Origin of the sequence: Bradyrhizobium canariense, assembly GCF_900105125.1 — a bacterium.
In the GTDB taxonomy this organism is placed as follows: domain Bacteria; phylum Pseudomonadota; class Alphaproteobacteria; order Rhizobiales; family Xanthobacteraceae; genus Bradyrhizobium; species Bradyrhizobium canariense_A.
Genome location: NZ_LT629750.1, coordinates 5,796,547 through 5,815,277, shown reverse-complemented (window position 1 = coordinate 5,815,277; position 18,731 = coordinate 5,796,547). Strand labels below are relative to the sequence as shown.

The 18,731-nt window shown below is 62.2% G+C and carries 16 protein-coding genes; 13 read left to right on the top strand and 3 right to left on the bottom strand.

Annotated elements, in window-relative coordinates; all coding sequences use genetic code 11:
- Positions 1-54 precede the first annotated feature (54 nt).
- The 3 genes from BLV09_RS27530 to rocF all read left to right on the top strand — a co-directional run bounded on the left by BLV09_RS27530 (position 55) and on the right by rocF (position 4,597).
- On the top strand, positions 55-2,586 hold the full coding sequence (locus tag BLV09_RS27530; protein ID WP_146689645.1) for a glycogen/starch/alpha-glucan phosphorylase: 2,532 nt from the start codon (positions 55-57) through the stop codon (positions 2,584-2,586).
- 117 nt (positions 2,587-2,703) lie between these two features.
- On the top strand, positions 2,704-3,522 hold the full coding sequence (locus tag BLV09_RS27525; RefSeq protein ID WP_146689644.1) for an acyl-CoA thioesterase: 819 nt from the start codon (positions 2,704-2,706) through the stop codon (positions 3,520-3,522).
- Between the two features lie 97 nt (positions 3,523-3,619).
- A complete protein-coding gene (gene rocF, locus BLV09_RS27520; RefSeq protein ID WP_146689643.1) occupies positions 3,620-4,597 on the top strand; it encodes an arginase in 978 nt (325 codons plus the stop codon).
- Between the two features lie 80 nt (positions 4,598-4,677).
- Here the strand turns inward: rocF and BLV09_RS27515 are convergent, their stop codons facing one another.
- Positions 4,678-6,294 (bottom strand): phosphoenolpyruvate carboxykinase, encoded by a 1,617-nt coding sequence (locus BLV09_RS27515; RefSeq protein WP_100385359.1) that lies wholly within the window; start codon positions 6,292-6,294, stop codon positions 4,678-4,680.
- Between the two features lie 179 nt (positions 6,295-6,473).
- Positions 6,474-7,214, bottom strand: coding sequence for a HugZ family protein (locus tag BLV09_RS27510; RefSeq protein ID WP_146689642.1), 741 nt, complete (start codon positions 7,212-7,214; stop codon positions 6,474-6,476).
- A gap of 215 nt (positions 7,215-7,429) precedes the next feature.
- Between BLV09_RS27510 and BLV09_RS27505 the strand changes: the two genes are divergently transcribed.
- From BLV09_RS27505 to BLV09_RS27485, 5 genes are all read left to right on the top strand, one after another.
- Positions 7,430-8,131: a response regulator transcription factor gene (locus BLV09_RS27505; protein ID WP_100385357.1), complete on the top strand. Its 702-nt coding sequence runs from the start codon at positions 7,430-7,432 to the stop codon at positions 8,129-8,131.
- Positions 8,132-8,259: 128 nt separating this feature from the next.
- Positions 8,260-10,071 carry a sensor histidine kinase gene (locus BLV09_RS27500; RefSeq protein WP_146689641.1) on the top strand — a complete coding sequence of 604 codons (1,812 nt, stop codon included), beginning with the start codon at positions 8,260-8,262 and terminating at the stop codon, positions 10,069-10,071.
- Complete coding sequence (locus tag BLV09_RS27495; RefSeq protein ID WP_146689640.1) at positions 10,068-10,595, top strand: HPr kinase/phosphorylase; 528 nt, start codon at positions 10,068-10,070, stop codon at positions 10,593-10,595. The genes BLV09_RS27500 and BLV09_RS27495 overlap by 4 nt, the downstream gene beginning before the upstream one ends.
- A gap of 129 nt (positions 10,596-10,724) precedes the next feature.
- Positions 10,725-11,126 carry a PTS sugar transporter subunit IIA gene (locus tag BLV09_RS27490; RefSeq protein WP_100385355.1) on the top strand — a complete coding sequence of 134 codons (402 nt, stop codon included), beginning with the start codon at positions 10,725-10,727 and terminating at the stop codon, positions 11,124-11,126.
- Positions 11,123-11,455, top strand: coding sequence for an HPr family phosphocarrier protein (locus BLV09_RS27485; protein WP_100385354.1), 333 nt, complete (start codon positions 11,123-11,125; stop codon positions 11,453-11,455). Before BLV09_RS27490 ends, BLV09_RS27485 begins: the two co-directional genes overlap by 4 nt.
- A 37-nt stretch (positions 11,456-11,492) precedes the next feature.
- Here BLV09_RS27485 and BLV09_RS27480 read toward each other — a convergent pair whose 3' ends face one another.
- Positions 11,493-13,091: a glycosyltransferase family 39 protein gene (locus tag BLV09_RS27480; protein WP_146689639.1), complete on the bottom strand. Its 1,599-nt coding sequence runs from the start codon at positions 13,089-13,091 to the stop codon at positions 11,493-11,495.
- A gap of 128 nt (positions 13,092-13,219) precedes the next feature.
- Between BLV09_RS27480 and lepA the strand changes: the two genes are divergently transcribed.
- The 5 genes from lepA to BLV09_RS27455 all read left to right on the top strand — a co-directional run bounded on the left by lepA (position 13,220) and on the right by BLV09_RS27455 (position 18,663).
- Complete coding sequence (lepA, locus tag BLV09_RS27475; protein WP_100385352.1) at positions 13,220-15,031, top strand: translation elongation factor 4; 1,812 nt, start codon at positions 13,220-13,222, stop codon at positions 15,029-15,031.
- 99 nt (positions 15,032-15,130) lie between these two features.
- Complete coding sequence (locus BLV09_RS27470) at positions 15,131-15,838, top strand: phospholipase D-like domain-containing protein (protein ID WP_197684984.1); 708 nt, start codon at positions 15,131-15,133, stop codon at positions 15,836-15,838.
- A 137-nt stretch (positions 15,839-15,975) separates the two neighbouring features.
- Positions 15,976-16,212 (top strand): antitoxin MazE family protein, encoded by a 237-nt coding sequence (locus BLV09_RS27465; RefSeq protein WP_146689638.1) that lies wholly within the window; start codon positions 15,976-15,978, stop codon positions 16,210-16,212.
- Positions 16,209-16,538, top strand: coding sequence for a type II toxin-antitoxin system PemK/MazF family toxin (locus BLV09_RS27460; RefSeq protein WP_146689637.1), 330 nt, complete (start codon positions 16,209-16,211; stop codon positions 16,536-16,538). Before BLV09_RS27465 ends, BLV09_RS27460 begins: the two co-directional genes overlap by 4 nt.
- 157 nt (positions 16,539-16,695) lie before the next feature.
- Positions 16,696-18,663: a methyl-accepting chemotaxis protein gene (locus tag BLV09_RS27455; RefSeq protein WP_146689636.1), complete on the top strand. Its 1,968-nt coding sequence runs from the start codon at positions 16,696-16,698 to the stop codon at positions 18,661-18,663.
- Positions 18,664-18,731: the final 68 nt, after the last annotated feature.

Here is an 18,731-nt window from a genome sequence, read left to right as displayed (position 1 = left end):
CCACCTGCAAGGCGCGTATGATTTCACAGGGACTCAAACTTCCAGGATCGAGCATTGCCAGATCAATCTTTCCCAGGAAATTTTCCGGTCCTCGGCCAGCCGGTCGATGAACTGGCGCTGGCCGAGATCAAGGGCGCGATCCTTGCCAAGCTAAGACTTGCGATCGGCAAGGACGCCGGCATGGCCACCCGGCACGACTGGTACAAGGCGGCGGCGCTGGCGCTGCGCGACCGCATCGTGCACCACTGGCTCACGGCCGAAAAGCAGAGCTACGACGCCGGCCGCAAACGGGTCTATTACCTCAGCCTGGAGTTTTTGATCGGCCGCCTGTTCACCGACGCGCTGAACAATATGGGCCTGTTGCCGTTATTCGAGACGGCGCTCGGCGATCTTGGCGTCGCACTCTCGGACTTGCGCAAATGCGAACCCGATGCGGCGCTCGGCAATGGCGGTCTGGGGCGGCTTGCGGCCTGCTTCATGGAAAGCATGGCGACCTTGGCCATTCCCGCCATTGGCTACGGCATCCGTTACGATTTCGGTCTGTTTCGCCAGATCATCGCGCAGGGCTGGCAGCAGGAATATCCCGATGAATGGCTGGGCTTCGGCAATCCCTGGGAATTCCAGCGACCCGAGGTGGTCTATCACGTGCATTTCGGCGGCAACATCGAACGCATCACCGACGCCAATGGCCGCGAACGCGTGGTCTGGCATCCTGCGGAAACCGTGCAAGCGGTTGCTTACGATACGCCGATCGTCGGGTGGCGCGGACAGCACGTCAACGCGTTGCGGCTGTGGTCGGCGCGCGCCCCGGATCCGCTCCGGCTCGATGTCTTCAACACCGGCGACTATCTCGGCGCCAGCGCCGAACAGGCGCGAGCCGAGGCGATCTGCAAATTCCTCTACCCGAATGACGAGAGCCCCGCAGGGCGCGAGCTGCGACTGCGCCAGGAATATTTCTTCGTCTCGGCGTCATTGCAGGATCTGGTGCAGCGCCATCTCGCGTCCGACGGGCAATTGCGCGGTCTGCCGTCAAAGGTCGCGGTGCAGCTCAACGATACCCATCCCAGCCTCGCCGTCACCGAGCTGATGCGCATCCTGGTCGATCTCCATAACTTCCGCTGGGAGGAAGCCTGGAAGATCACGGTCGCGACGCTGTCCTACACCAACCACACGCTGTTGCCGGAAGCGCTCGAGACCTGGCCGGTCGAGCTGTTCGAGCGCCTGCTGCCGCGTCACCTCGATATCATTTACCGCATCAACGTCGCGCACCTCGCGCTGGCGGATGCGCGGTGTCCCGACGATGTCGATTTCCGCGCCTCGGTATCCCTGATCGACGAAAAGTCCGGACGCAGGGTGCGGATGGGCCAGCTGGCATTCGTCGGATCGCATCGCGTCAACGGCGTCTCGGCGATGCATTCCGATCTGATGAAGGAGACCGTGTTCCACGATCTGCATTATCTTTATCCGGATCGCATCACCAACAAGACCAACGGCATCACTTTCCGCCGCTGGCTGATGCTGGCCAATCCGCGACTGACCGAGCTGTTGCGCGAGGCCTGCGGCGAAGCGGTGCTCGACGATCCCTCGCAACTTTCAAGGCTGGAGAGCCGCGCCAGCGACAACGCGTTCCAGCAGCAATTCCGCAGCGTCAAGCATCACAACAAGATCGCGCTGGCGCGGCTGATCGGCGAGCGCCTCAATGTCAGGGTCGATCCAGCCGCGTTGTTCGACGTCCAGATCAAGCGCATCCACGAATACAAGCGCCAGCTGCTCAACATCATCGAGACCGTGGCGCTGTACCAGGCGATCAGGGACGAACCGCAGCGGGACTGGGTGCCGCGGGTGAAGATCTTCGCCGGCAAGGCGGCGGCGAGCTATCGCTACGCCAAGCTGATCATCAAGCTGATCAACGACGTCGCCGAAGTCGTCAACAACGATCCCGTCGTCGCCGGACGCCTGAAGGTCGCTTTCCTCGCCGACTATAATGTCAGTCTTGCCGAGGTGATCATTCCGGCCGCCGACCTGTCCGAGCAGATTTCGACCGCCGGCATGGAAGCTTCCGGCACCGGCAACATGAAGCTCGCGCTGAACGGCGCGCTGACCATCGGCACGCTCGACGGCGCCAATATCGAAATCCGAGATCATGTCGGCGCCGAAAACATCGCGATCTTCGGCATGGAGGCGATGGACGTGGTGGTGCGGCGCAAGCAGGGGCTGGATGCGACCGACGTGATCCGGCGCTCGCCGCGGCTTTCGCGCGCCATCAACGCGATCGGCAGCGGCGAATTCTCGCCCGACGATCCCGGCCGCTTCGAATCGATCGCGCACGCGCTGCGCTATCTCGACCATTACATGGTCAGCGCGGATTTCGATTCCTATTATGAGGCGCAACGCGGCATCGACGCGCGCTGGCAAGTGGTGCCGGCCTGGACGCGGGCCTCTATCCTCAACGTCGCGCGGATGGCGTGGTTCTCCTCCGACCGCACCATTCGCGAATATGCCGAGGATATCTGGGATGTGCCGGTGCGCGGGACCTCGCCGGCGGCGGCGCAGGAACCGGCCGCGCAGCGCGGAGCGACGCGTTGACCTCGCGTCGACGATCGCATCGCCCCTCTTCCCGATTTCAAACCATCATTCGATGACGTTCCGCGTCATTGAACTGGGCAATATAGCCGTGATACTGCGCGGGCATCGGGGGATTCCATGCTTGCCGTAACCAAACACCTGTTCGATGACGCCACCCAAGTCACCGCCGGCGACAGCCGCTGGCAGGGGCGGACCAGCGACGATTACTGGGCCTTCGTCGGACCGTTCGGTGGCGCGACGGCGGCGACGATGCTGCGCGCGCTGATCGAGCATCCGCAGCGCGCCGGCGATCCGCTTTCGCTTACCGTCAATTTCTGCGCCCCGGTCGCCCAAGGCGCTTTCGATCTCGACGTCCGCCTAGTCAAGGCGAACCGTTCGACCCAGCACTGGGCCGTCGAGATGACGCAAGGCGGCGCTGACGTCGCCACGCTTGCCACCGCCGTTTTTGCCGAACGCCGCCCGTCATGGTCGCACCAGCCGGCGCAATTTCCGCAGACCACCGCGTTCGAGCAGACCTTGTCTTACGCCAAGGTCGCCGCACCCTGGGTCAAGCAATATGATTTCCGCTTTGTCGAGGGCGAACCGAAATTCGGTTCCTCGCCGCAGGCCGCGCCCGCCACTGCGTTCTCCAAATTATGGATCGGCGACCGCGTGCCGCGAAAGATCGATGCGCTGTCGCTGATGTCGATGTCGGATGCGTTCTTCGGCCGCGTGTTTCATGCGCGGAATGAGCTGGTGCCGTTCGGCACGGTGTCGCTGACGACCTACTTCCACACCGATGCGCAAAGCTTGGCGGCCGAAAACATCACCCGCGTTCTCGCCATCGCCGATGCCAAGATCTTTCACCGGAGTTATGGCGATCAACATGGCGAGCTGTGGTCACCCGAGGGCCGCCTGCTCGCGACCACAACCCAGATCGCCTATTTCAAGGCTTGATAAGGTAGGGCATATCAAGTTGGTAACGTCATTCCGGGGCGATGCGGAATGACGGTCGTGTAGCTATGGCCCGTTCCAACCTTGAAAGCCGCGCGCGATGTCCGAAGCTGATCAATCAAAAAAACCACGGATCGCTTTGCTCGGTATCCCCATTGAAATCGGCGCTTCGCAGGCCGGCACGCTGATGGGGCCGGCGGCATTGCGCACGGCCGGCATTGCACGGGTCCTTGAGCAACTGGAACTCGCCGTCGAAGACCACGGCGATCTCGCCATGCCCGCTATGGTTTCAACGGACGGTGCGCCGCCCGCAAATGCCAAATATTATAAAGAGGTCAAAGCCTGGGTTCGCGCACTCAGCGAGCGCGCCTGGCAACTTGCCCGCACCGGCGCCATCCCGATCTTCATGGGCGGCGATCACAGCCTTTCGATGGGATCGGTGAACGGCGTCGCACGCTACTGGCAGGAACAGGGCCGGCCGCTCTTCGTGCTGTGGCTCGATGCCCACGCCGACTACAATACGCCGGCAACCACCATCACCGGCAATATGCACGGCATGTCCGCGGCATTCCTGTGCGGCGAGCCCGGCCTTGATGACCTGCTCGGCGAACAGCCGCGCGTCTCCATCAATCCCGATCAACTGGATCTGTTTGGCATCCGCTCGATCGATCCGCTGGAAAAGAAACTGGTGCGCGACCGTCCTGTGGTGCTGGCCGATATGCGCGCCATCGATGAGTTCGGCGTTGGCGTCTTGATCCGGCGGGTGATCGAACGGGTGAAGGCCCGCAACGGCGTGCTGCATGTCAGCTTCGATGTCGATTTCCTCGACCCGGCCGTCGCGCCGGGTGTGGGCACCACGGTGCCGGGCGGCGCCACCTATCGCGAGGCCCATCTCGTCATGGAGTTGCTGCACGATTCCGGCCTGGTGCGATCGGCCGATATCGTCGAGCTCAATCCGTTCCTCGATGAACGCGGCCGCACCGCGCGCGTCGCGGTCGAACTGATCGGCAGCCTGTTCGGCTTGCAGATCACGGACCGGCCGACGCCGAGCAACGCGGTATTCCCGGATAATAATTGAGCCGATCGAAAATTGGATCGCCAACAAATAAAAAGGCGGCTCATTGAGCCGCCTTTTTACGTTTGACTATTCGGCCGAATTTACTCCGCCGCGAGTTTTACCTCGGGGGCGGCGGCGCGAACGTCGGCGTCGACCTGCGCTTCGAACTTGGCAAAGTTCTTCTGGAACATGCCGACCAGCGCACGCGCGGTCTTGTCGAACTCGGCCTTGTCGGCCCAGGTCTTCACGGGATCGAGGATATGCGGCTCGACGCCGGGCAGTGAAGTCGGCACCGCGAAGCCGAAATATTTGTCGGTGCGGAAATCCGCATTGCGCAGCGATCCGTTCAGCGCCGCTGATAACAGCGCGCGCGTCACCTTGATCGGCATGCGGCGGCCGGTGCCGTATTTGCCGCCGGTCCAGCCGGTGTTGACCAGCCAGCAATCGACATTGTGCTTGGCGATCAGGTCGCGCAGCAGATTGCCGTAGACGGCGGGATCGCGCGGCAGGAACGGCGAGCCGAAGCAGGTCGAGAATTCCGGCTGCGGCTCTTTGCCGAGACCGCGTTCGGTACCCGCCACCTTCGCGGTGTAGCCGGACAGGAAGTGATACATCGCCTGCGCCGGCGTCAGCTTGGCAATCGGCGGCATCACGCCGAAGGCATCGGCAGCCAGCATCACCACATTCTTCGGGTGCGGCGCGCGGCCGGTGCGCGAGGCGTTGGGAATGAATTCGAGCGGGTAGGCCGAACGGGTGTTTTCGGTTTTCGAACCGTCGTCGAAATCAGGTTCGCGGGTGCGCTCATCGAGAACGACGTTCTCCAGCACCGCGCCAAAACGCTTGCTGGCGGCGTAGATCTCGGGCTCAGCCTCTTCGGACAGCTTGATGCATTTGGCGTAGCAGCCGCCTTCGAAGTTGAAGATGCCGTCACCGCCCCAGCCATGCTCGTCGTCGCCGATCAGCGTGCGCTTCGGGTCGGCCGAGAGCGTGGTCTTGCCGGTGCCGGAGAGGCCGAAGAAGATCGCGGCGTCGCCGTCGGGGCCGACATTGGCCGAGCAGTGCATCGGCATCACGCCCTTTTCGGGCAGATAGTAATTCAGCGTCGTAAACACCGACTTCTTCATCTCGCCGGCATAATAAGACCCGCCGATCAGGACGATCTTGCGGGCGAAATCGATCGCGACCACATTCTCCGAGCGCACGCCGTGGCGTTTGGGATCGGCGCGGAAGCTTGGCAGGTCGATGATGGTCAGCTCCGGCACGAAGCCCGCGAGATCGGACGCGTCAGGCCGGATCAGCAGCGTGCGGATGAACAGCGAATGCCAGGCGAGTTCGGTGAAGACGCGAGTCTTGATCCGATGGCTTGGATCGGCGCCGCCGTAGAGGTCCTGCGCGAATAGCGTCATGCCTTCGGCATGCTTGAGGAAGTCGGTGTAGAGCGCCTCGAACTGTTCTGCCGTGATCGACTGATTGCCGGCCCACCACATGTTCTTGTCGGTGGTGGCGTCGCGAACGGTGAACTTGTCCTTGGGGCTGCGGCCGGTGAACTCACCGGTGTCCGCGCACAGCGCGCCATCCGCGGAGAGCACCGCTTCACCGTTGCGAAGCGAGTGCTCATAGAGTTGGGGTGCACCGAAATTCCAGTTCACGCCCTTGAGTTTTCTGAGACCGAATTTATCGGCGCCGAAGGCACCGTTATGCACGCCCGTCTCTTGCACGGAAGAATCCTCCTAGAACCGCGTATCTAAAGCGCGAATGCAGGCAGACGCGCCAGCGTCGCGATGACCTTCAATATAGCCGTCTGGCTTGGGTCCGGCGACCTAATAGTGATGAACGCTGAGCTTGCCAAGCCGATCCCGCGATATTTGGTTTATTCCAGAGCTGCTGTGATTTCAGCTCAGGCATTTGCTGCAGCGCGGGCTTGATCGGCGAGTTGCTTCAGCGTCTGCCGCAGCGCGGCGGGCGTGGCAATCCGCCGCGGGAAGTCCAGCCGCAATGTCCGGCCACCCGCCTGCATGTCGATGCCATCAGGATCGCAGCCGGTGCAGCGCCAGTCCGCGGGATCTGCTCCCAGCAGCGCTGTCGCGTAGAGGTTCATGGCGTCGCGGTGATCGGCGTTCATGTGGTCGATGGCGCCCTGCTCGGCGTCCAGCAGCGAAGCCGCATCGGAAATGTCGGTCAGGAACTGTTCCGGCTCGAGGTCGACGATCCGCCCGAATCCAGCCACCAGATGGGCCCCGTTCGGGCGGATCCGGAAGAAGGAAAAATCCTTAAAATTTACAAATGCTTCCGCAGATGGATGGGCGTTGAGATAGCGGCGGCGCAGGAGTTCCAGATCGTCCGCCCCAGCCTCCACGGCCTGGCCCGCCAGCATGATCCGCGCGCCCTCCAGCGGGTCGCCGGCAGCCCGCTCGTCCAGCATCAGGGAAACCCTGCTGTCGCCGAGGACATTCCTGGTATGCACCGCCAGGCGCGAAATCAGCAGAATCGGCGAGCCATCGGCATGGCTGGCGACATTGACCAGCGAGCAATAGGGATCGCCGCTCCCGGTCATCAGGGTGGCCAAAGCCCCCTGCCGGCTGCGCCGTAACAGCGACCGGGCCAGCCCAGCAGGGTCAAAATCAGCGGTGGGTTGCATCACTTATGCCCCGGTATCTTGTTGCAATAAGAGCCTTTTTTCGAGTAAACTGAGCCCTAGATGGTTGGAACGCTTCGGAACGCGAAGCGTTTTGCGGAACTCGGTCACACTTCAGCCCAGCTTGCATTGCTCGTTGACCGCGTCCGAAGCCCACTTATGCGGCGTATCGCTGGATTGCTCGCCGTTTCAGCCACCACGTATCTGAAAGCAGGCTCATGCCCACAATCGCCCTGGTCGACGACGACCGCAACATTCTCACATCCGTCTCGATCGCGCTGGAAGCCGAAGGCTACCGTATCATGACCTATACGGATGGCGCTTCTGCGCTGGATGGCTTTCGCACCAGCCAGCCCGATCTTGCAATCCTCGACATCAAGATGCCGCGCATGGACGGCATGGAGACGCTGCGGCGGCTGCGGCAGAAGTCGGATCTGCCGGTGATTTTCCTCACCTCCAAGGACGAGGAAATCGACGAATTGTTCGGCCTCAAAATGGGCGCCGACGATTTCATCCGTAAACCTTTCTCGCAGCGCCTTTTGGTCGAGCGCGTCAAGGCCGTGCTGCGTCGTGCAGCGCCCAAGGATCCGACCGCGGTGCCCAAGGAGACCGACGCCAAGGCGCTGGATCGTGGGCTGTTGCGCATGGATCCTGAACGTCACACCTGCACCTGGAAGAACGAGCCGGTGACATTGACGGTGACGGAATTTCTGATCCTGCAAGCGCTGGCCCAGCGTCCCGGCGTGGTGAAGAGCCGCAACGCCCTGATGGATGCAGCCTATGACGATCAGGTCTATGTCGACGACCGCACCATCGACAGCCACATCAAGCGATTGCGCAAGAAGTTCAAGGTCGCCGATGACGAGTTCGAGATGATCGAAACCCTGTACGGCGTGGGCTACCGCTTCAAGGAAACCTGATCTGAAACGAGGGGACTTCTGCGTTTTGGCGCGCGTAATGTCGGCTGACGCCTCCGTTCGCCTGGGATAGGATGCGAAGTGCGACGCGCATCGCAAGACCTTTTCGAAACAACCGGCAGTTTTGGCCATTGCTCGATCGAACCCAGCCTGATTCGAATTTGAACGCCGAGGATGTCGCGCCGTCCTTTGCCGGGGATTCCGCTGCCCTCGAAAGCCCGGGCGCGAAAGGCTGGCGATCGCCGCTTGGCTGGCTGCACCGCGCCGGCCAGTTTTTCTTTGCGCTCAGCTTCTCCAGCCTCACCCGCCGCATCGTTTCACTCAATCTCGCCGGCCTCGTGGCGTTGGTGGCGTGTATCCTCTACCTCTCGCAATTCCGCGCCGGCCTGATCGACGCGCGCGCGCAAAGCCTGCAGGTCCAGGCCGAAATCATCGCCAGCTGGATCGCGGCGTCCGCGACCGTCGACACCAATACCATCACCATCGACCCCGACCGGCTGCTCGATCTGAAGCCCGGGGAAACCTATGCCGCTCCCGACGAATATTCGGATTTCCCGATCAATCCGGAGCGCGTGGCGCCGATCCTGCGCGAACTGATTTTGCCGACCGCGACCCGGGCACGTATTTTCGACCGCGACGGAGGGCTGATCCTCGACAGCGCCTCTCTGCTGGGCCGCGGCCAGGTGGTGACCAACGAACTGGCACCCCCATCCGCCGCCAAGCCCGGCATCGTCGAACGCGCGATGATCGCGATCCGCACCTGGCTCAATCGCGGCGACCTGCCGCTCTATCAGGAACTCGGCCCCGAGAACGGCAGAGGCTATCAGGAGGTCGTGAAGTCGCTGAACGGCCAGGGCGGCAGCATGGTGCGCATCAACGAGCGCGGCCAGGTCATCGTCTCCGTCGCCGTGCCGGTGCAACGCAAATCGAACCGCGAAGTGTACGGCGCGCTGATGCTGTCGACGAAGGGCGGCGACATCGACCAGATGGTCACGGCCGAGCGCTTCGCCATTCTGAAAGTCGGCGGCGTCGCCTCGGCGGTGATGATCCTGTTGTCGCTGCTGCTGGCGAGCACCATTGCCGGACCGGTGCGCCGGCTCGCCGACAGCGCCGAGCGCGTCCGCCGCCGCATCCGGACCCGGGTCGAGATTCCAGATTTCACCGGTCGCCGCGACGAGATCGGCCATCTCTCCGGCGCGCTGCGCGACATGACGGGCGCGCTCTATAATCGCATGGAGGCGATCGAGATGTTCGCCGCTGATGTCGCCCATGAATTGAAGAATCCGCTGACGTCGCTGCGATCCGCGGTCGAAACGCTGCCGCTGGCGCGCAACGAGAGCAGCCGCTCGCGGTTGCTTGCTGTCATCGAGCATGACGTCAAGCGGCTCGACCGGCTGATATCGGACATTTCGGATGCGAGCCGGCTCGATGCCGAACTGCAGCGACAGGACATGACGCCGGTCGATCTTCGCCGCCTGCTCAGCACCCTGACGACGGTCGCCAACGAGACCAAGCTTGGCCACGACGTCGGTGTCGAAGTCCGCTTCGAGGGACGAAACGATACTTTCTCGGTGCCCGGCCATGATTCACGGCTCGGACAGGTCATTTCCAATCTGCTGGTCAATGCCCAGTCGTTCTCAAATGCCGGTGGCAAGGTGCGCATCGTCTGCCGCCGGGTGAAATCGGAAATTGAAATCGTGGTCGACGATGACGGGCCGGGAATCCGCGAGGATGCGCTGGAGCGCATTTTTGAGCGCTTTTACACCGATCGGCCGCATCAGGGCTTTGGCCAGAACTCCGGATTGGGGCTGTCAATCTCCAAACAGATCATCGAAGCCCATGGCGGGCGCATCTGGGCGGAAAATCGCGCAGGTCCCCCCGGAGCCGACGGCGAGCCGACGGTCGCCGGCGCGCGCTTTGTGGTCCGGCTGCCGGAACCATGACGGACGGTGTAGCTGCAAGCATCCACGCTTCCGCGGTGCTGGTGGGAAATCAGGCCGTGCTGATCCGTGGGCCCTCAGGGGCCGGCAAATCGCGGTTGGCGTTCGAGCTGATCCTCGCCGGCCGCGCCGGCCAAATACCCCCGGCCGTATTGGTCGGTGACGATCGCGTCCACCTCCAGGCAAGGGGGAACCAACTGATGGTCCGGCCGGCCCGGCCATTGGCCGGCCTGATCGAGATTCGCGGCCTCGGTATCCGCCGTTGCGACTTCGCTGAGGAGGGCATCGTGGGGCTGGTGGTTGATCTCGTGGCCGACGACGCCGAGCGTCTGCCGCCACCGCAGGCGCTTCAGACAAACATTCAAGGTGTAATAATACCTCGAATCCCGATAAGCAGAGGATTTATGGCGCTGCCACTGGTCGTGGCTGCCCTGACAACGGCCACGGGTACCGATTCCAGCCCGCTTTCGGCTGATTGCGTGAAGGGATTTGGTAACCATATAAAGGCCAGTATCGCGCCCGAATAGACCGGCGCAGGTTCCCCTCCACCGTTAGATTCCGGGAGAATCGCGAAGGTCCCCTCTTGCGCAGGGGCTCCGGATGGTCAAAGTGGCGCGTTCGTGCGGTGCACCAAAAGCACCCGCGAGGAGTTTCCAATGATTGGTCTAGTGCTTGTGACCCATGGGCGCCTTGCCGACGAGTTCAAGGCGGCGCTGGAACACGTCATGGGTCCGCAAAAACAAATTGAAGCCGTCACGATCGGAGCCGAAGACGATTCCGATTTGTGTCGAAGTGACATCATTGAGGCTGTCAATCGTGTCGACAGTGGCGATGGTGTCGCGATCCTGACCGACATGTTCGGTGGAACCCCTTCCAACCTGGCGATCTCCTGCATGAGCCGCCCGAAAGTGGAGGTGCTTGCCGGGATCAATCTTCCGATGCTGGTCAAGCTCGCCAAGGTTCGCGAAGAGCGATCGCTTCCCGATGCGATCTCGATGGCTCAGGAAGCCGGTCGCAAATACGTCACCATCGCCAGTCGCGTTCTCGCCGGCAAATGAGCGACGACGACGACACGCCCGTTGAAACCAACGCGGCGCCAAGCGTCCCCCCGGGCGCGCTGTCCCGGGAAATGCCCATCATCAACAAACGCGGTCTTCACGCGCGCGCCTCGGCGAAATTCGTGCAGATGGTCGAGCGCTTCAACGCCGAGATCTGGGTGACGCGCGGCAGCGAGACCGTCGGCGGCACCTCGATCATGGGCTTGATGATGCTCGCCGCGGGACCGGGAACATCGATCGTCGTCTCCGCGGCCGGCCCCGAAGCCGAAGCAGCCCTGGCCGCGATCACCGAACTGGTCGCCGACAAATTCCACGAAGAAGGCACCTAACCGGCTCACCACCTCGTCGAGCCGCGGCACCGAACGGCTATTTCGCCGGCGGAACGATATAGACCTTCCAGCTCGTCGACGGCCCGGCATGCCCCTGGAAGAAGCGCCGGGTGTTAATGACGAGATGCTCGCCTTGAGCGGCATTCGCCGCCATCCAGGCTTCGCAATCCTTGAGCCGGTAATCCGACGTATCGCAGATGCCGATAAAGCCGAGCCGTTTGGCCTCCTCGAGCGACGTCAGCCCTGACGCCCAGATCTCGCCGGGCGTGTAGGGCGCCGGATGATCCTGACTGTAGAACGTCATCGGCTCGCCAACCTCGGTCGTGCCGGCGACCACGTGCCAGCGCGAACCAAAGCGTTGATGCCAGGCTTCGGTCAATTCGCGGGCGAGTTCGGAACGCGCGCTGTAGCCCGATGCACCATTGGGATTCTCGGCCATCTCACGCGCCGCGATGTAAGGCGATGCGGCAAGCACCGCGAGCGTGACCACGAACCAGATCGCGACGAGGTAAAACAGCGCGATTTTCGGAAGACGCAGCGAGGGGATGGCGATCAGTGCCAGCGGCACCAGAAAGAACAGCGAGATTCCCCAATCGGTCTTCAGGTAGATGTTGAAAGCCAGCGCGCCGAGCGGAGGCCCGATCGCCACCACAATCTGGATGATCCAGACATTGAGCGCCTGCGATAGATTCACGCCGCTATTGGCGCCGGAGGCCCATGCGCGCGCCCGCAGCGTCAGCGGATGCCGCCACGCCAGCGCCACGGCCGCCAGCAAAACCGGCACGGCCAGCAGCCCGAGATTGTGGCCGATATAGCCGAGGACAAGCTCCACGCAGAGCGCGCGGCTTGTGATGGCATAGACGTCGCCGGCATAGGTCAGCGGCGCGAAGTCGACCTCTTTCAGCCACCACAGATGCGGAAGCATCGCCACCACCAGCGTGGCGATCGCGACCCACGGCGCCGGCGAGCGCAGGAACTTCAACCGATCGGGATGAAGCAGCGCCGCAATCCCGACCGCGCCGATCATGGTCAGGACCCAGTATTTCGTCATCAGCGCCAGCGCACCGGCCAGTCCCAGCCACAGGCCGGCACGCACGGTCCGCTTTTCGAACGCATGCAGATAGGCCAGTACCAAGAGCGGCAGCGTCACCAGTTGCAGCAGATCCGGATTGTACTTGAAGCCCTTGAAATTGAAGATCGGATAGATTGCGAGCATGACCACGGTGAAGAACGCGCGGCGCCGATCCACCACGCGCAAGGCGAGCAGCCAGCAGATCACGAGCCCGCAGCCGACCGTGGCCATCGCCAGCGCATAGGTGGCCCAATCGGCGGCCGGGAAAAACTCGAACCACAGCCCTGCGATCCATCCCGACAACGGCGGATGCTTGCCATAGCCGAGCTGGAATTTCTGTCCCCAGGCATAGGCCTCCGCGACGTCGGTGTGGACGTCCTGCGCTGCCTTGAGCTGGATCAGGATCAAGGTCCAGAGCACGGCGTGAACCGCGGCAAAGCAGATCACCAGCCACGGGCCGGCCTTGGGATTCGACGCTAAGGCTGCAAACCACGCGGCCAATCGCCGGATGCTCGGCCGGCGACGCGTGCGCGACCTCGCGGCTGAAATTGATGCAGTAGACATGACCCGTGCCTAGCGCGTTTTCGCGCAAAGTGGAATCAGCTTGGCGTGAAGACGCGCCAGTCCGGGATCATGTCCTAAAACGGCGCATTCCGGTTGCCGCAGCGGGGGGCGAATGCTATCCCGCGCCCATGACAACGGCCCCCATTTCCAACATTCGCAACTTTGCCATCGTCGCCCATATCGACCATGGCAAATCGACGCTGGCCGACCGCCTGATTCAGATGACCGGCGGCCTTACCGATCGCGAAATGGCGGGCAAGGAACAAGTGCTCGATTCCATGGATATCGAGCGCGAACGCGGCATTACCATCAAGGCGCAGACCGTCCGGCTGAAGTATCACGCCAAGGACGGCAAGGATTACATCTTCAACCTGATGGACACGCCGGGCCATGTCGACTTCGCCTACGAAGTCTCGCGCTCGCTGGCGGCCTGTGAAGGTTCCCTGCTGGTCGTCGATGCCAGCCAGGGCGTCGAGGCGCAGACGCTCGCCAATGTCTACCAGGCACTCGACAACAATCACGAGATCGTGCCGGTCCTGAACAAGGTCGACCTGCCCGCGGCCGAGCCTGAGAAGGTCAAGCAGCAGATCGAGGATGTGATCGGTATCGACGCTTCCCAGGCCGTCATGATCTCGGCCAAGACCGGCCTCGGTGTGCCCGACGTGCTGGAAGCCATCGTCACCCGACTGCCGCCGCCAAAGGGTGACCCCGACGCGACGCTGAAGGCGCTTCTGGTCGACAGCTGGTACGACGTCTATCTCGGCGTCGTCGTGCTCATTCGCGTGGTCGATGGCGTGATGAAGAAAGGTAGCCGCATCCGCATGATGGGCACCAACGCCGCCTACGATGTCGAGCGCGTCGGCTTCTTCACACCAAAGATGACGCAGGTCGATGAGCTCGGCCCCGGCGAGATCGGATTCATCACCGCCGCGATCAAGGAAGTAGCCGACACGCGCGTCGGCGACACCATCACCGACGATCGCAAGCCTGTCACCGAAATGCTGCCGGGCTTCAAGCCAGCGATCCCGGTGGTGTTCTGCGGCCTGTTCCCGGTCGATGCCGACGATTTCGAAACGTTGCGCGCAGCGATGGGCAAGCTGCGCCTCAACGACGCCAGTTTTTCGTTCGAGATGGAAACCTCCGCCGCGCTCGGCTTTGGCTTCCGCTGCGGCTTCCTCGGGCTGTTGCATCTGGAAATCATCCAGGAGCGGCTGCAGCGCGAGTTCGATCTCAATTTGATCGCGACCGCGCCGAGCGTGATCTACAAGATGCATCTGACCGACGGCCAGGAGATCGAGATCCACAATCCGGTCGACATGCCCGACGTGGTCAAGATCGCCGAGATCCAGGAGCCGTGGATCGAAGCGACGATCCTCACCCCCGACGAATATCTCGGCAGCGTGCTCAAGCTGTGCCAGGACCGCCGCGGATCGCAAAAGGAGCTGACCTATGTCGGCTCGCGCGCGATGGTGAAATACGACCTGCCGCTCAACGAAGTGGTGTTCGATTTCTATGACCGGCTGAAGTCGGTTTCGAAAGGCTACGCGTCGTTCGACTATCATCTGACCGACTACAAGCCGGCCGATCTGGTCAAGATGCAGATCCTCGTCAATAACGAACCGGTGGATGCGCTCTCCATGCTGGTGCATCGCACCCGCGCCGAAGGCCGCGGCCGCGCCATGGTCGAGCGGATGAAGGAGCTGATCCCGCCGCACATGTTCCAGATTCCGATCCAGGCGGCGATCGGCGGCAAGGTGATCGCGCGCGAGACCGTGCGCGCGTTGCGCAAGGACGTCACCGCCAAATGCTACGGCGGCGACATTACGCGAAAGCGCAAACTTCTGGAGAAGCAGAAGGAAGGCAAGAAGAAGATGCGGCAGTTCGGCAAGGTCGACATCCCGCAGGAAGCCTTCATTGCCGCGCTGAAGGTGGATAGCTGAGGGGTTATTCTGGCGTCCAATCTCGAACACCGGTTTTGATCGAGCGACTTCGTTAATTGCGCGAGTTGCGAATTCGAAGGTGATCAAAGGAGCCGTAAGATGGATAAGGAGTTCAGTTTTAGAACCGCAATGATTGCGAACGCTGATGGCGCTGATGTGTCGTTGCAAAATACGGATCACTCGATGCGATGCAATGCTGACGTCGAAGTTTTATTCCGAAATCTTACAGAAAAGCTCGTTGAGCAAATCAGTTCGGCAGATGCTGTTTTCGGTTGCGTAGCCTGGCTGACCAGCATGCCCGTGCTTAACGCCTTAGCCACAAAAAAGGCCGTCGGGATTGTGGTTCAAAAGGAAGATTTTCTTCGACCCGATAGTGGCGATTGGAAGCAAAAACGCCAACGCGAAGCTTACGCAAAACTTCCAAAATTCATCCGATATAGCTTGTGCCAAACCGGGCGTTACGACTATGCGGGCTCGCCCGAAAGTGACGCTGTCAGATGCGTAGGCGCACACAACAGCGCCAAGTCAGCTGCATTTCCAAGAATGCACAATAAATTCTTAGTTTTTTGCAGAACGGTTACTGTCGACGAAGAATCTAGCAACGAAGGATATGAGCCTTATGCAGTTTGGACCGGCTCGTTCAACCTCACCCACAACGCTTCGAATTCACTGGAAAACGCGATTCTCATTCGCGACGAAAAGATATCAACAGCGTTCCTGGATGAGTTTGGCCTTATCTTTGGTCTGAGCGAAAAGCTTAATTGGAGACAATCTTGGTCTGCTCCCGAATATCGCATTGGCTCGTAGTTAATCCTGTTCTCCTCCCCCCGCGATTTGGCGCACGCACGAGCCGAAACTCGCCCTATCGACTTTAGTAGTCACACACCTAAGGAACGCTATCTTGAGCCATTGAATTTTTTTACGTAACATGTTACGATTCCTACATGGCCACCACCCCGAAGAAGACAAAACCCCGGACTCCGCAGCAGCGCATGGCTTCGCGCCGCGAGCGCTTGCGCAAGCAGGGGCTGCGCCCGGTGCAACATTGGGTGCCGGACCTGCGCGATCCGCGCATCCTGGCGGAAATCCACCGCGAGGGCGCGATGCTGTCGAGGCATCCTGAGAACGCGGCGATTGATGATTGGCTGGATGTGGCGCGCGATCCCGGCGACTGGTCGTGAAGCGCGGTGACGTGGTGCTTGTCGTCGCACAAGGCGACATGGGAAAGCCGCGTCCCGGTGTCATCGTTCAGGCGGACGAACTCGGCGATACGACGACCTCCATTCTCATTTGCCCGATGTCGTCCGAGGTCACGGAATTCCATCGCCTGCGCCCAATTGTTGAGCCCACCACAAGCAACGGCTTGCGGCTCCGCTCACAGATCATGACAGACAAGATCAACGCGTTGCGCCGAGACCGCGTGCGGCAGGTGCTAGGGACACTTGACATCGACGCATCCGAGCAACTCGACAGCGCGCTGCTTGTGGTGCTGGGGCTGGCGCGGTGAGGAAAATGCGTGTCATTGCGTGACCGACCTCGACCGTCCTGCGTTACGCATATTCAGCAGTCCCCGTATAACTACGGGCCAACGATCTCATCGTTTCCAAATCTTAAGGAGTTTCTGGGAGTTTCCGGCATTCTAGCTTGCGGAAGTCGGGTACCCCATGTTCAAACTTCGATCGATTGCGGCGCGTCTGATCCTCGCCATTTCGCTGACCGTCGCGGTGGCCTGCGCCATCCTCGGAACCTTCTCGATTCAGCAGCAGCGCGCGTTGACGCAGCTTGCCCTCGAACAGCAGCTCAAGCTGCAATATGACAGTGTGATCGCCGCGCTCGACTATGAGGGACGCGCCGCGCTCGCGGTCAGCACCACGGTGGCCGCCCTACCCCCGGTTGCCGAGGCCGTCATCAAGGGCGATCGCGACGCGCTGTCCGCGCTGCTTGGCGACGCCAACCATGCGCTGAAGACGCAAGGCATGCCCTTGCTCAACCTGATCCTGCCGCCGGCGACCATGTTCCTGCGGACCCACGACCCCAAGGCGTTCGGCGACGACATCTCGGCACGTCGCGTCACCGTGGTGACAGCCAACAAGACCGGAAAACCGATTGTCGGCGTGGAACCGGGGCGTGATACGCTCGGCATCTTCGCCATCACGCCGATCATGCGCGACGGCAAGAGTCTCGCCGTGGTCGATGTCGGCGTGACCTTCGGCAAGGAATTCGTCGACCGCGCCAAACAGCGCTTCGGCGTCGACCTTGCCGTGCACTGGTTCGACGGCAAGGCCTTCAAGACGCTGTCCTCGACCTTCGGCGACGGCGTGGTCGCCACCCAGGACGAACTCAAGAGCGTGCTGGACGGAGCGACGCTGCAGCGCGACGCGACCTTCGGCGGCCATGCCGCAGCGCTCTATGTCGGGCAGATCAAGAATTACGCCGGCCAGCCGATCGCGGTACTTGAAGTCATCAAGGACACCACCGAATACGAGGCGGCCGCGACGAGTTCGCAGCGCAATCTCCTGCTCGGCACCGCCGTGATTCTGGCCGCCGCCATTCTGCTGGCCTTCCTGCTCGGACGCGGCCTGTCGCGGCCGCTGGCAGCGATTACCGCTGTCATGAACCGCCTCTCCAGCGGCGATACCCAGGTCACGATCCCCGGCAGCGACCGGAAAGACGAACTTGGCACCATGGCGGTCGCCGTCGACGTATTCCGCCGCAACATGATCGAGGCGCTCACGCTGCGCGAGGCGCAGGAGGCCTCCAAGCAGCAGACTGAGCAGGAGAAGAAAGCCCTGCAACGCCAGATGGCCGACCGGTTCGAGGCCGACGTCAAGAGTGTGGTCGGCGCGGTCGCGCAAGCGACCAAGGATATGCAGCGCGTGGCCGGTGAAATCACGACCAGCGTCAATGGGACGTCGGAGCGGGCCTCAGCCGCGGCCGCTGCGTCGGAAGAAACATCGGCCAGCGTCAGCACGGTTGCCGCCGCGACCGAGGAATTGGCCTCGTCCGTCGCCGAGATCGGCCGCCAGGTCACCCATTCCAGCGGGGTTGCCGATGGCGCCGTGGTCAAGGCCAGCCAAACCACCGAGATGGTCGGCAGCTTGACCGCCGCGAGCGAGAAGATCGGCGACGTGCTTCGACTGATCGGCGCGATCGCCAGCCAGACCAATCTGCTGGCTCTCAACGCGACGATCGAGGCGGCGCGCGCCGGTGACGCCGGCAGAGGTTTTGCCGTGGTGGCGTCCGAGGTCAAGGAACTGGCCAGCCAGACCGCGAAGGCGACCGAGGAGATCGCCGGGCAGGTCAGCGCCATCCAGTCCGCCACCGGCAATTGCGTGACCGCGATCGGCGGCATCAGCGATACGATCCGGGAGATCAGCGGCATCGCCACCACCATCGCGGCGGCGGTCGAGGAGCAGGATTCGGCGACCCGCGAGATCGCGCGAAGCGTGCAACAGGCCGCCGCCGGCACCAGCGAGGTCTCGCTCAACGTCACAGGCGCAAGCCAGGCCGCCGACCAGTCACGCGTACTGGCCGCCAGCGTACTGGGCGCCTCCGGCGAGCTCAGCCGGCACGCGGCTGCGCTGTTTCAAAGCGTCGATACCTTCCTGGCCGGCCTGCGCGAGGCCGCTTAGGCGGCGCGCGAAAACGCTCGGGGCGATCCGAACAGCCTCATCCTATGCTTCCGGTCGTGGTCGGGCAG